Annotated in this window: 10 protein-coding genes; 2 read left to right on the top strand and 8 right to left on the bottom strand. The window is 61.2% G+C overall.

The features are described 5' to 3' along the window. Together KUA23_RS16715 and KUA23_RS16710 are read right to left on the bottom strand one after the other, a co-directional pair. Nucleotides 1–960 (bottom strand): AAA family ATPase, encoded by a 960-nt coding sequence (locus KUA23_RS16715; RefSeq protein WP_003174327.1) that lies wholly within the window; start codon nt 958–960, stop codon nt 1–3. 292 nt (nt 961–1,252) lie between these two features. Beyond that, nucleotides 1,253–1,606, bottom strand: coding sequence for a hypothetical protein (locus KUA23_RS16710; RefSeq protein ID WP_028616470.1), 354 nt, complete (start codon nt 1,604–1,606; stop codon nt 1,253–1,255). Nucleotides 1,607–2,097: 491 nt separating this feature from the next. Here KUA23_RS16710 and KUA23_RS16705 point away from each other — a divergent pair, with 491 nt between their 5' ends. Beyond that, the gene (locus KUA23_RS16705) at nt 2,098–6,966 is read left to right on the top strand and encodes an NAD-glutamate dehydrogenase (RefSeq protein WP_078048748.1); all 4,869 of its coding nucleotides are present in this window, start codon (nt 2,098–2,100) and stop codon (nt 6,964–6,966) included. Nucleotides 6,967–7,067: 101 nt separating this feature from the next. On the opposite strand, the gene KUA23_RS16700 is transcribed toward KUA23_RS16705, so the two are convergent. The 3 genes from KUA23_RS16700 to KUA23_RS16690 all read right to left on the bottom strand — a co-directional run bounded on the left by KUA23_RS16700 (nt 7,068) and on the right by KUA23_RS16690 (nt 9,974). After that, nucleotides 7,068–7,760, bottom strand: coding sequence for a GntR family transcriptional regulator (locus KUA23_RS16700; protein WP_099491578.1), 693 nt, complete (start codon nt 7,758–7,760; stop codon nt 7,068–7,070). 17 nt (nt 7,761–7,777) lie between these two features. Continuing rightward, nucleotides 7,778–8,479 carry a FadR/GntR family transcriptional regulator gene (locus KUA23_RS16695; protein WP_012724653.1) on the bottom strand — a complete coding sequence of 234 codons (702 nt, stop codon included), beginning with the start codon at nt 8,477–8,479 and terminating at the stop codon, nt 7,778–7,780. A 169-nt stretch (nt 8,480–8,648) separates the two neighbouring features. Next, nucleotides 8,649–9,974 (bottom strand): C4-dicarboxylate transporter DctA, encoded by a 1,326-nt coding sequence (locus KUA23_RS16690; protein ID WP_177409504.1) that lies wholly within the window; start codon nt 9,972–9,974, stop codon nt 8,649–8,651. Nucleotides 9,975–10,191: 217 nt separating this feature from the next. Here KUA23_RS16690 and KUA23_RS16685 point away from each other — a divergent pair, with 217 nt between their 5' ends. Beyond that, nucleotides 10,192–10,821: a DNA-3-methyladenine glycosylase I gene (locus KUA23_RS16685; protein ID WP_252992449.1), complete on the top strand. Its 630-nt coding sequence runs from the start codon at nt 10,192–10,194 to the stop codon at nt 10,819–10,821. A gap of 172 nt (nt 10,822–10,993) precedes the next feature. On the opposite strand, the gene KUA23_RS16680 is transcribed toward KUA23_RS16685, so the two are convergent. From KUA23_RS16680 to pdxR, 3 genes are all read right to left on the bottom strand, one after another. Then, nucleotides 10,994–11,398, bottom strand: a complete 405-nt coding sequence (locus tag KUA23_RS16680; protein WP_099491576.1) for a cupin domain-containing protein — start codon at nt 11,396–11,398, stop codon at nt 10,994–10,996. Between the two features lie 96 nt (nt 11,399–11,494). Next, the gene (locus KUA23_RS16675) at nt 11,495–11,776 is read right to left on the bottom strand and encodes a putative quinol monooxygenase (protein WP_252992448.1); all 282 of its coding nucleotides are present in this window, start codon (nt 11,774–11,776) and stop codon (nt 11,495–11,497) included. A gap of 85 nt (nt 11,777–11,861) precedes the next feature. Further along, a complete protein-coding gene (gene pdxR / locus KUA23_RS16670; RefSeq protein WP_078048742.1) occupies nt 11,862–13,295 on the bottom strand; it encodes a MocR-like pyridoxine biosynthesis transcription factor PdxR in 1,434 nt (477 codons plus the stop codon). Nucleotides 13,296–13,445 lie beyond the last annotated feature (150 nt).

The following is a 13,445-nucleotide window of genomic DNA, read 5'->3' as shown; positions in this document are numbered from 1 at the left end:
TCAAGCGACGGCAACGACGTCAAGAATGCGTTGCACCACACGGTCCTGGTCAATGCCGGCGGCTTCGGCCTCGAACGACAGGATGATGCGGTGGCGCAGCACGTCGAACAGCACCGCCTGGATGTCTTCCGGGCTGACGAAGTCGCGACCGGCCAGCCAGGCATGCGCCCGCGCGCAGCGGTCGAGGGCGATAGAGCCGCGTGGGCTGGCGCCGTAGGCGATCCACTCGGCCATCTCCGGGTCGAACTTGGCCGGGGTGCGCGTAGCCATCACCAGCTGCACCAGGTATTCCTCCACGGCGTCTGCCATGTACAGGCCGAGGATTTCCTTGCGCGCGGCGAAGATCGCCTGCTGGCTGACGCGGCGTTCCGGTTTGGTTTCGCCGTTGAGCGCTTCGCCACGGGCTTGTTGCAGGATACGTCGCTCGACGGCGGCGTCGGGGAAGCCGATCTTGACGTGCATCAGGAAACGGTCGAGCTGGGCTTCTGGCAGCGGGTAGGTGCCTTCCTGCTCGATGGGGTTTTGCGTGGCCATCACCAGGAACAGTGGCGACAGGTCGTAGGTGCTACGCCCGACGCTGACCTGGCGCTCGGCCATGGCCTCCAGCAACGCCGATTGCACCTTGGCCGGCGCGCGGTTGATTTCGTCCGCCAGCACCAGGTTGTGGAAGATCGGCCCTTGTTGGAACACAAAGCTGCCGGTTTCCGGGCGATAGATCTCGGTACCGGTGATGTCGGCGGGCAACAGGTCAGGGGTGAACTGGATACGATGGAACTGCGCTTCAATGCCTTCGGCCAGCTCTTTGATGGCCTTGGTCTTGGCCAGGCCCGGTGCGCCTTCTACCAGCATATGGCCGTCGGCGAGCAGCGCGATCAGCAGGCGATCAATGAGTTTTTCCTGGCCGAGAATCTGCGTAGAAAGAAAGGTTCGCAGCGCAAGCAGCGCTTCACGATGTTCCATCGATGACGGTTCCTGGAGAGATGAGCCGGGGCGTCGTGAGAAATGCCAAGGCCTGGGGCGTCTACTTTAATGCATCGAGGGGGGCGGCGACTAACGGAGTAACGGGTATTTTTGGCAATACTTGTAGGATTTTTGTGTGTAACGCACAAACAGAGGCACGCGTACTTTCTGTTGCGAACACCGTTACTGTGGGAGCTGGCTTGCCTGCGATGGCATCGCCCTGGTCTGACTGATAGACCGAGTCGCCCGCATCGCAGGCAAGCCAGCTCCCACATTTTATCGTTGGTGCGGTTTAAATCCGGGTGAAGGTGCCGGTACCGTTGAGAATGTTCTGCAAGGTCTCTTCAACCTCGTCCAGGTCGGAGGCGGCCGTGGCGTGGGTGATCTCCAGCTGGTCCTTGCCGCCCAGGGCATCGGCATCACCTGCGGCCAGTTCAACCAGCAGGGTCGTGGCGCCCAGGGTGACTTTCAGCCCGTCGAGGGTCGACGGTTCGTAATCCCAGGTCAGTTCCACTTCGTCCTCATCCGGGTAGCGGGTCAGCATGAACATCTCGCCGTTCTTGCCGTGGCAGCAGAGCATCGCCATGTTGTCTTCTTCGTCATCGCACGGGGTGACCATCAGGGCGTCGGTTTTCAGCTGCAGCATGGGGAATCCTGTCTGGGGTAGGGCGTAATGCGGGCAATTGTGCCATTTCGGCGAATTTTGTGCTGCATCCTGTGTCAGACCCAGTGCATGACCTGACGGGCACTATCAGTCATTTCTGGTACTCGCGGGCGTTGAAATAGCAGGTTTCTTTGCCGGATATTGCGGGTTGCCCAAGTAGCAACCCAGTGCCTGCTTACCGATGACCGAATATGTCGCAGCGTCGCAAGCAGCGGGCTTCCCACACTCGTTAAGCTGCGCAACGGATGTGCCCTGTGCCGGGAACCTGACCTGCCCGTCGTACCGTCGCCTGGCAAGGCGTATGTCCAATGGAAGTTGTATGTGACCTGACTGTCTTGTCCAGCTTCACTCACCTGTCACCCTGATTCGCTAGTGTGCTTATATCAGTACCAGCGAACAGCGCTGACGGTCTCCCCGCAAGGGGATAACACGCGACGCTTTCATCAATAACAAGCCCAAGCGGAGTACCACAGATGGCGTTCTTCACCGCAGCCAGCAAGGCCGACTTCCAGCATCAACTGCAATCGGCACTGGCGCAGCACATCAGTGAACAGGCACTGCCACAAGTGGCGCTGTTCGCTGAGCAATTTTTCGGCATTATTTCCCTGGACGAACTGACCCAGCGTCGCCTTTCCGACCTGGCCGGTTGCACCCTGTCTGCCTGGCGCCTGCTTGAGCGCTTTGATCACACCCAACCGCAAGTGCGGGTCTACAACCCCGATTACGAACGTCATGGCTGGCAGTCGACCCACACCGCGGTCGAAGTGCTGCACCATGACCTGCCATTTTTGGTGGATTCGGTCCGTACCGAACTGAACCGCCGTGGCTACAGCATCCACACCCTGCAGACCACCGTGCTCAGCGTACGCCGTGGCGCCAAGGGCGAGCTGCTGGAAATCCTGCCCAAGGGCACCCAGGGCGAAGGTATCCAGCAAGAATCGCTGATGTACCTGGAAATCGACCGTTGCGCCAACGCCGCCGAACTGAACGTGCTGAGCAAAGAGCTGGAGCAGGTGCTGGGCGAAGTGCGCGTGGCGGTGGCTGATTTCGAACCGATGAAAGCCAAGGTCCAGGACCTGCTGGCCGGTATCGACGCCAGCCAGTTTGTCATCGACGGCGAAGAAAAAGCCGAGATCAAGAACTTCCTGGAATGGCTGGTGGGCAACCACTTCACCTTCCTCGGCTATGAAGAGTTCGTGGTACGTGACGAGGCAGACGGCGGTCATATTGAATATGACGCCGATTCCTTCCTCGGTCTGACCAAGCTGCTGCGCGCCGGCCTCACCGCCGACGACCTGCGCATCGAAGACTATGCCGTGGCTTACCTGCGTGAGCCGACCGTGCTGTCGTTTGCCAAGGCGGCGCACCCAAGCCGCGTGCACCGCCCAGCCTACCCGGACTATGTGTCGATCCGTGAGATCGACGCCGACGGCAAAGTCATCAAGGAACACCGTTTCATGGGCCTGTACACCTCCTCGGTGTATGGCGAAAGCGTGCGGGTCATTCCGTACATCCGCCGCAAGGTCGCGGAAATCGAACGCCGTTCCGGCTTCCAGCCCAAGGCTCACCTGGGCAAGGAGCTTGCCCAGGTCGTCGAAGTGCTGCCCCGTGACGATTTGTTCCAGACCCCGGTCGACGAACTGTTCAGCACCGTGATGTCGATCGTGCAGATCCAGGAACGCAACAAGATCCGCGTGTTCCTGCGCAAAGACCCGTACGGTCGTTTCTGCTACTGCCTGGCCTACGTGCCGCGCGACATCTACTCCACCGAAGTACGCCAGAAGATCCAGCAAGTGTTGATGGATCGCCTGAAGGCCTCGGACTGCGAATTCTGGACCTTCTTCTCCGAATCCGTGCTGGCCCGTGTACAGCTGATCCTGCGGGTTGACCCGAAGAACCGCCTGGACATCGACCCGCTGCAGCTGGAAAAAGAAGTGGTGCAGGCCTGCCGCAGCTGGCAGGACGACTACTCCAGCCTCGTCGTCGAAAGCTTCGGCGAAGCCCACGGCACCAACGTGCTGGCCGACTTCCCGAAAGGCTTCCCGGCCGGTTACCGCGAGCGTTTCGCCGCGCATTCGGCCGTGGTCGACATGCAGCACCTGCTGAGCCTCACCGAAGCCAACCCGCTGGTGATGAGCTTCTATCAGCCGCTGGGCCAGGTCTCCGGCCAACGCGAGCTGCATTGCAAGCTCTACCACGCTGACACCCCGCTGGCGCTGTCCGACGTGTTGCCGATCCTGGAAAACCTCGGCCTGCGTGTGCTGGGCGAGTTCCCGTACCGCCTGCGTCACGCCAATGGCCGTGAGTTCTGGATCCATGACTTCGCGTTCATCGCCGCCGAAGGCGTGAACCTGGATATCCAGCAGCTCAACGACACCCTGCAAGACGCATTTGTGCACATCGTGCACGGCGACGCCGAGAACGATGCGTTCAACCGCCTGGTACTGACTGCCGGCCTGCCGTGGCGCGACGTTGCGCTGCTGCGTGCCTACGCCCGTTACCTGAAGCAGATCCGCCTGGGCTTCGACCTGGGTTACATCGCCAGCACCCTGAACAACCACACCGACATCGCCCGCGAGTTGACCCGGTTGTTCAAGACGCGCTTCTACCTGGCGCGCAAGCTCACCAGTGAAGACCTGGAAGACAAGCAGCAACGCCTGGAACAAGCGATTCTCACGGCCCTGGACGATGTTCAGGTGCTCAACGAAGACCGCATCCTGCGTCGCTACCTGGACCTGATCAAGGCCACCCTGCGCACCAACTTCTACCAGACCGACGCCAACGGCCAGAACAAGTCGTACTTCAGCTTCAAGTTCAACCCGCATGCGATCCCTGAACTGCCCAAGCCTGTGCCGAAGTTTGAAATCTTTGTGTACTCGCCACGCGTCGAAGGCGTGCACTTGCGTTTCGGCAACGTCGCGCGTGGTGGCCTGCGCTGGTCCGACCGTGAAGAAGACTTCCGTACCGAAGTGCTTGGCCTGGTAAAAGCCCAGCAAGTGAAAAACTCGGTCATCGTGCCCGTGGGTGCGAAGGGCGGCTTCCTGCCGCGTCGTCTGCCATTGGGCGGCAGCCGGGACGAGATCGCGGCCGAGGGCATCGCCTGCTACCGCATCTTCATTTCCGGCCTGTTGGATATCACCGACAACCTGAAAGACGGCGCCCTGGTGCCGCCGGCCAACGTCGTGCGCCATGACGACGATGACCCGTACCTGGTGGTAGCAGCGGACAAGGGCACTGCGACCTTCTCCGACATCGCCAACGGCATCGCCATCGACTACGGCTTCTGGCTGGGCGATGCATTCGCTTCCGGTGGTTCCGCCGGTTACGATCACAAGAAAATGGGCATCACCGCCAAGGGCGCGTGGGTCGGTGTGCAGCGTCACTTCCGTGAGCGCGGCATCAACGTGCAGGAAGACAGCATCACCGTGGTGGGCGTCGGCGACATGGCCGGTGACGTGTTCGGTAACGGCCTGTTGATGTCCGACAAGCTGCAGCTGGTCGCGGCCTTCAACCACCTGCATATCTTCATCGATCCAAACCCCAACCCGGCCACCAGCTTCGTCGAGCGCCAGCGCATGTTCGAGCTGCCACGTTCGGCCTGGACCGACTACGACACCAGCATCATGTCCGAAGGCGGCGGTATCTTCTCGCGCAGCGCGAAGAGCATTGCCATCTCGCCACAGATGAAAGAACGCTTCGATATCTCCGCCGACAAGCTGACCCCGACCGAGCTGCTGAACGCCTTGCTCAAGGCACCGGTGGACCTGTTGTGGAACGGCGGTATTGGCACTTACGTCAAGGCCAGCACTGAAAGCCACGCCGATGTGGGCGACAAGGCCAACGACGCACTGCGCGTCAACGGTAACGAGTTGCGCTGCAAGGTGGTGGGCGAGGGCGGTAACCTCGGCATGACCCAGCTGGGTCGTGTCGAATTCGGCCTCAATGGCGGCGGTTCCAACACCGACTTCATCGACAACGCCGGTGGCGTGGATTGCTCCGACCACGAAGTGAACATCAAGATCCTGCTCAACGAAGTGGTGCAGGCCGGTGACATGACCGACAAGCAACGCAACCAGTTGCTGGCGAGCATGACCGACGAAGTCGGCCACCTGGTGTTGGGCAACAACTACAAGCAGACCCAGGCCCTGTCCCTGGCTGCGCGCCGTGCCTACGAGCGTGCCGCCGAGTACAAGCGCCTGATGAGCGACCTGGAAGGCCGTGGCAAGCTGGACCGCGCCATCGAGTACCTGCCGACCGAGGAGCAGCTCACCGAGCGCGCCGCGAATGGCAAGGGTCTGACCCGTCCGGAGCTGTCGGTGCTGATCTCGTACAGCAAGATCGACCTCAAGGAAGCGCTGCTCAAGTCGCTGGTACCGGATGACGAGTACCTGACCCGTGACATGGAGACCGCGTTCCCGCCGAGCCTGGTGGCCAAGTTCTCCGAGGCCATGCGTCGTCACCGCCTGAAGCGCGAAATCGTCAGCACCCAGATCGCCAACGACCTGGTCAACCACATGGGCATCACCTTCGTGCAGCGACTCAAAGAGTCGACCGGCATGAGCCCCGCGAACGTGGCGGGCGCCTATGTGATCGTGCGCGACATCTTCCACCTCCCGCACTGGTTCCGTCAGATCGAAGCCCTGGACCACCAGGTCTCCGCTGACGTGCAATTGCAGTTGATGGACGAGCTGATGCGCCTGGGTCGTCGTGCCACGCGCTGGTTCCTGCGCAGCCGTCGCAACGAGCAGGACGCTGGCCGTGACACCGCACACTTCGGTCCGCACCTGGCCGCCTTGGGCCTCAAGCTCGACGAACTGCTGGAAGGCCCGACCCGCGAAGGCTGGCAGACCCGCTACCAGGCCTACACCGAAGCCGGCGTGCCGGAGCTGTTGGCGCGCATGGTTGCAGGCACTACCCACCTGTACACCTTGCTGCCGATCATCGAAGCCGCTGACGTCACCGGGCATGACGCCGCCGAAGTGGCCAAGGCCTACTTCGCCGTCGGCAGCGCCCTGGACCTGCCGTGGTACCTGCAGCAGATCAGCGACCTGCCAGTGGCCAACAACTGGCAGGCCCAGGCCCGCGAAGCCTTCCGCGACGACGTGGACTGGCAGCAACGCGCGATTACCATCTCCGTGCTGCAAATGGCCGACGCGCCACAAGACATGGAAGCCCGCGTGGCCCTGTGGCTTGAGCAGCACAAGGACATGGCCGAGCGTTGGGTGGCGATGATGGTGGAAATCCGTGCTGCGGTCGGCACGGACTACGCCATGTACGCGGTGGCCAACCGCGAGCTGCTGGACCTGGCGTTGAGTGGACAGTCGGTGCTGCAACCGGCGTAATCCCTCGGTAAAACAAAAGCCCCCGCATCGTGAGATGCGGGGGCTTTTTGTTGGAACGCTATTTATCAAACACTGAACGGCACGTTTTGACCTGCATTCACTTAGGTGCAGTGGTGTTTTACTAGTCTGCTTTCCAGATGATCCAAGTGCTGCATCATGAGGTTCACCGCGGTCGTTGAGTCACGCCGCTCCACCGCCTCCACAATCGCCACATGCTCCTGCCACGCGCAATACGTGCAGGCTTTCGCTTCGTATTGGGCAATGATCAACGACGTCAGCGGCACCAGGCTGTTGAGGAACTGTGCCAGGGGAGCATTGCCCGCCATGGCGGCCAGTTGCAGATGAAATTCCCCGGACAGGCGAATCGCCGGCCCACGCTGATCTCGCTCGATACAGTCGCGCTCGCGGGCAATCAGCTCGCGCAATTGACGTATTTGCAGGGGTGTTGCCTGGGCACAGGCCAACTGCACCACGGTGACTTCGGTCATCCTGCGCGCTTCCAGAATCTGCCGGGCCTGCTGTGCATCCGGCGCTGCCACCTGGGCGCGCTGGTTGGGGCGCAGGATGATCACTTGCTGATGGGACAGCTTGGCCAGCACCCGCCGGATCACGCTGCGGCTCACGCCGAAGGTTTCGCCCAGGCCTTCTTCGGTAAAACGGCTGGAGGGCGCAATGCGTTGCTCGAGAATGGCGTCGAACAGCCGCGGGTAGATGTCATCCACCGAAGGCTTCCTGCCGGCGACCAGGCGCAGGGCAGGGAGTATGGGGTCGCGTTGCAGCGCGTGAGCGGTCATGGCCAGTCTCCAGTCATTCAACTACCCAGATGGTCATCCGGAATGTTCAAGCGAATCCCCATGCGCAGGCCTTCCTGAAGAATGTGCCGACGCATCTCGGCACTGGCCAGGGCACTGTTCTTGTTGCGGATGGCGCGCACCACGGCTTCGTTTTCCTGCAGGCGCTCGGCCAGGTGTTCTGGCGAGTTGCGCAGTACCTGGGCGCTTTGCTTGAGGGCGTTGCTGGTCTGTTGCACCACGTTCTGGAAGATCGGGTTGGAGGTGAGGGCGAACAGTTCTTCGTGGAAACCGATGTAGGCATTCATGCCCGCTTCGGCATCACCGGCGTCGAGGGCTTCGCGCATGTCCATCAGGGTCAGGCGCAGTTGGCCGACTTCCTTGCTGCTGATGGACTGGGCTACCAGGCCGACAATGAAGGGTTCGAGGGTGTAGCGCAGTTGCAGGATATCTTCCAGGCTGGCGTCGGCCACGGCGTCACTGGACTGTGGCTCGCTGACGCTGGTCTCCAATACGACCACGCCTTTGCCGGGCATGGAGCGCACCAGGCCAAGCGTCTCGAGCACAATCACCGCTTCACGCAGGCTGGGCCGGCTGATGCCCATCTGTTCGGCCAGTTCGCGTTGGCCGGGGAGCATTTCGCCACGGCGCCACTGACCCCGCGCCAAGGCGGCGCGCAGTTTTTCGACGACTGAATTGACGACGGTTGAGGTGCTGATCACGTCTACCTCTCCTTTATGTTGCGAATACATTAGCGAGCATGGCGACTCTTAACTGTGGGAGCGGGCTTGCTCGCGAATGCGGTTATTCAGTCAATACATCTGTGACTGACCCAGCGCTTTCGCGAGCAAGCCCACTCCCATATTTGAACGGTGTCGCTCATGAAATCGGTCAGAACTCTTGGTGCGCGGGCAATACCGGTTTCTTGGCCTGGAAGGCATACCCTTGCTGGCCGTCGAGCACCTTGTTGGCACGCTGGATATCGATATCTTTCTCCCAGCGCGCAATGGCCACGGTTGCCACACAGTTGCCGATCAGGTTAGTCAATGCACGACCGATGCCCATGAACCAATCCACCGCCAGCACCAGCACCAGGCCCACCACCGGGATCGCCGGAATCGCCGTGAGCGTCGCCGCCAGAATCACCAGGGCCGAGCCGGGTATGCCGTGGGCGCCTTTGGAGGTGATCAGCGATACCAGCAGGATGGTCATCAGATCAGTCATCGACAGCGGCGTGCCGGTGGCGTTGGCGATAAACACGATGGCCAGGGTCAGGTAGATGGAGAACCCGTCGAGGTTGAACGAATACCCCGTTGGGATCACCAGACCCACGGTGGAGCTGCCGATGCCCAGATGTTCAAGTTTACGCATGATCTGTGGCAGCACGGCGTCGGAGGAGGCGGTGCCCATCACGATCAGCAGCTCTTCACGCAGGTATTTGAGCAAAGGCAGCATGCGCAGGCCCGACAGACGCATTACCAGGCCGAGGATCAGGCCGACGAAGGCAAAGCAGGTCAGGTAGAACAATCCCACCAGGCTGCCCAGGTGTTGCAGGGAATCCAGGCCATAGGTGCTGGTTGTAAACGCAATCGCGCCGAACACACCGATGGGAGCGAGGCGCACGATCATGCCCATGATGCGGAAGATCACATGGCTCAGTTCATTGATCAGCCGCGAGATGCCCGAGGCGGCTTCGCCCACCAGGTTCAACGCACTGCCGAACAGTACCGAGAACAGCAACACCTGCAACACGTTATTGTCGGCAAAGGCGCCGATCACCGAGTTGGGGATCAAGTCCATGAGGAACTGGCTGGTGCCACGGATGTGCTGGCCCTTGTCGGCCAGTTCATTCAGGCCCGCCGACGACAACTGCTCAAGGTGGATATTGGCGCCTTGGCCGATACCGGTGCTGAAAGCCATGACCAGGCCGATCACCAGCGCGACGGTGGTCAGGACCTCAAAGTAGATCACCGACTTGAGGCCGATACGCCCGACTTTCTTCAAGTCGCCGGCGCCGGAAATGCCACTGACCACCACGCAGAATACGATCAGGCCGATCAGCATCTTGATCAGCTTGATAAAGCCGTCACCCAGGGGTTTGAGTTGCGAGGAGAATTCGGGAAGGGCCAGGCCGCAGATTATGCCGAGCATCAGGCCAATCACGACTTGCAGGAAAATCGAACGCGAGCACCATCTGAGCATGGGAGGGATCTCTATTCGGTGCCCTGGTGGTTCCAGGGCTTAATTGTTGTGGTCATACCGGTAAGTCCAGTGCGGGGCCAGTCTACGCCCGGTATTTTTGAAATCACAAGCAATTATTTGACGGTTGGCAGGTCCCGGTCTGACCAGTTGGTCGGTAAAGGCGATGCTTGAGCGGTTGGCGGGTTGGAATTTTTTTCGCTTATCATCCGCCGCTCGGCACATGAGGTGATGGATGGACGTACCAGGACTGACCACTGACGACAGCGGGCACACCCACTGCACTTGGCGCACGGCGGCGCCGGAATACCCGCGTTATCACGACGCGGAGTGGGGCGTGCCGGTGGCGGACGATATCCAGCTGTACGAGAAGATCTGCCTGGAGGGCTTTCAGGCCGGCATGGCCTGGATCACCATTTTGCGTAAGCGCGAGCAGTTCCGCGCGGCGTTCGACGGGTTTGATTTTCGCCGGGTGGCGCAGTATGGCGACGCGCAGATCGAGCGGCTGATGCGGGACCCGGGCATCGTGCGCAATCGGGCCAAGATCGTCTCCACCATCAACAATGCGCGCCGGGCGTGTGAGTTGGTGGATGAGACCGGTTCGCTGGCGCGCTGGTTGTGGGCGTTTGAGCCAGGTGATGAGGAGCGTCCGGCTGTGGTGGACCTGGCTTATTGGACGGGGAATCCAACGTCACCGGCGTCGGTGCGGTTGTCCAAAGCGTTGAAGAAGCGTGGTTGGACGTTTGTGGGGCCGACCACGATGTATGCATTGATGCAGGCGATGGGGATGGTCAATGATCACCTTGAAGGGTGTGCCTGTCGTGAGCGGGTTGAGCAGTTGCGCCGTCAGTTCAAGCGTCCCTGAATGACTGACCCTACGTGGCTGGACCTGTAGGAGCTGGCCTGGCAGCCGACCACCGTCTAACGGTGCCCGCGATTCAAATGTGGGAGTTGGCTTGCCGGCGATGGCGGTTTGTCATTCAGCGAAAGGGTTGAATGTTAATCCCCTATCACCGGCAAGCTTGGCCTATAGGGTTTTATTGTTTAGGCAGGGGCGTGAGCACTTGCGCCTTGTCATCCAGGACGATCACCACCAGCAACTTGGCCGGTTTGGTCTGGCTGGCATTGCTCGATTCGAAGTGCCGCGAACCTGCCGGTTCGTAGAACGATTCACCGACCTTGTAGGTTTTTGCTTTCTCATCATTCACCCGCGAGGTGATCGCGCCTTCCAGCACGTAGGCCACGGCGGTGCCGGTGTGGCTGTGGGGTACGGTGGCCTGGCCGGGGGCATAGTCGACGGTGAGCATGATGGTTTTCTTGCCGGGGACGTTGGTCAAGGCATGTTCTTGCAGCACCTTGATCGATTCCTGGTTGTACACCGGTTCGTGGGCAAAGGCACTGAGGGAGGCGAGCATCAGCGAGGCGGCGAGCAGTCGTTTCATGGCGAGGTTTCCGAGTAGTTCGAGACCGCTTCACCCTACGCCGCCGTGCCTGGGTAACCAATGACCAATCCCGGCAAAGAGCAGGAGACCAATGCCTCAGTGGTCGAAATCCAGGCGGCGTGCCAGGTGTTCGCCGGTCAATTCGATAAACCCTTGCAGGGCCGGCAACCGGAAGTGCGCAACGAGCTGTTCGGCACTGGTCCAACGGCCGCTGACGGTCCAGAGGTCGGGGTCCAGCGGGTCGCGTTGCACGGCGTAGTCCAGGCAGCCAGGGGTGGTGCGCACGGCATTGGCTATCTGCTGCAGGCGCTCGCCCAGTTCACTTGAGCGCCCGGCCGCCGCACGGACATGGACAGTGTTGCAGGCACAGGCTGGCATGACGAGGGTCTCCGAGGTCGGGTGTCAGTGCACAGGCTAGTGCCTGGGAGTGACAGGACCAATGACCAATCGGCTGGAAAATCCACTAGCCAATCTGCTGCAGGATATCGCGGACCTTGTCCAACGCCGGGTCGATATCGAGGGTCTCGATGGCGCCGAAGCCGATGATCAAGCCTGGGCGGACCGGCGCATCGTGAAAGAACACGTCCAGAGGGTACAAGCCCACTTCCACCCGGCGCGCCAGTTCCATGAGCAACGGGATGTTCACCGGTACTTTGCACAGCGCGGCCATGTGAAACCCGGCCACGGTTGGCACCGCTTCGAACCATGGCGACAGGTCACCTGCCAAGCGCTGCAGGATGCGTTCACGGCGCCCGGCGTAGACCGTGTGGCAGCGGCGGATATGTTTGAGCAGGTAGCCCTCGCTGATGAACTTGGCCAAGGCCCATTGCGGCAGCGTCGAGCTGTGCTGGTCGGTGAGTTGCTTGGCCTTGAGCACTGCGCCATAAATGGCCGGCGGCAGCACCGCATAGCCCAGGCGCAACTCGGGCAGCAAGGTTTTCGAGAAGGTGCCGACGTAGGTGACCACGCCGCGGGTGTCCATGCTTTGCAGCGAGTCGGTGGGCCGGCCCTCGTAGCGGAATTCGCTGTCGTAGTCGTCCTCGATGATGATCGCGCCCAGCTCAAACGCCCGGGCCAGCAAGGCTTGGCGGCGTGGCACGCTCATGGGCATGCCGAGTGGGAATTGGTGGGAAGGCGTCACGTAGATCAGCTGTGTACCGTCGGGAATCAGGTCCACTCGAATGCCGTGTTCATCCACTGGCACGCTCGCGACGCTGGCGCCCATCGCCATGAACAATTGGCGCGCGGGGCTGTAACCGGGGTCTTCCATGGCGACGATGCTGCCCGGTTCCAGTACCACACGGGCGATCAGGTCCAGCGCCTGCTGCGCGCCGTTGGTGACCACGATGTCGCTGTCACGGCAGTTGACCCCGCGCGAAAACGCGATATGCCCGGCGATGGCACTGCGCAGTGCCGGCAGGCCTTCGGGCTGACTGTAGAAGCCACTGTTCTGGGCGATGCGCCGCAGGGCGTCCTGGGTACAGCGTCGCCATTCATCCTGGGGGAACTGGTTGCGGCTGGTGGCGCCGCCGATAAATTCATAGCGCAGCGTGCTGTCGCGGGTGGGATGACGCATGGGCGAGGGCAGTGATTGCCACTTCGCCAGATTGGCGGCGCAGGCCAGGTCGGTGGCGGTTTGCAGGCGTTCGGTCTGTGGCGCACGGGCGTTGACGAAGGTGCCGCGACCGGTCTTGCCGATCAGCAATCCCTCGTAGGTCAGGGTGGCATAGGTGTCCGACACGGTCTTGCGCGACACACCCAGTTGCTCGGCGAGCAGGCGGCTGGGCGGCAGTTGCGCACCGGCGGCCAGGCGCCCGGAGCCAATGGCTTCACGTAACTGTTGGTACAACTGTTCGGCCAGATCCTTACGGCCGTTGATCACAACGTGCAGTTCCATGTCTTATTCCGAGCGTTTACTTTGCGCCAAGCGTACGCGCGTGCGCGGCTGGCTCAAAATGGTCTCTGCATAAACCGGCCGATTGGCTATAGGGCGTGTGCCCTGTGGGTTCTAGGCTGGACTGTCATTGAACCTACCGCCAGAGAGCAA

The sequence above is a fragment of the Pseudomonas pergaminensis genome (genome assembly GCF_024112395.2).
Taxonomy (GTDB): Bacteria; Pseudomonadota; Gammaproteobacteria; order Pseudomonadales; family Pseudomonadaceae; genus Aquipseudomonas; species Aquipseudomonas pergaminensis.
The sequence above is the reverse complement of the archived record's forward strand: the minus strand, read 5'-3'. Positions and strand labels throughout refer to the sequence as shown.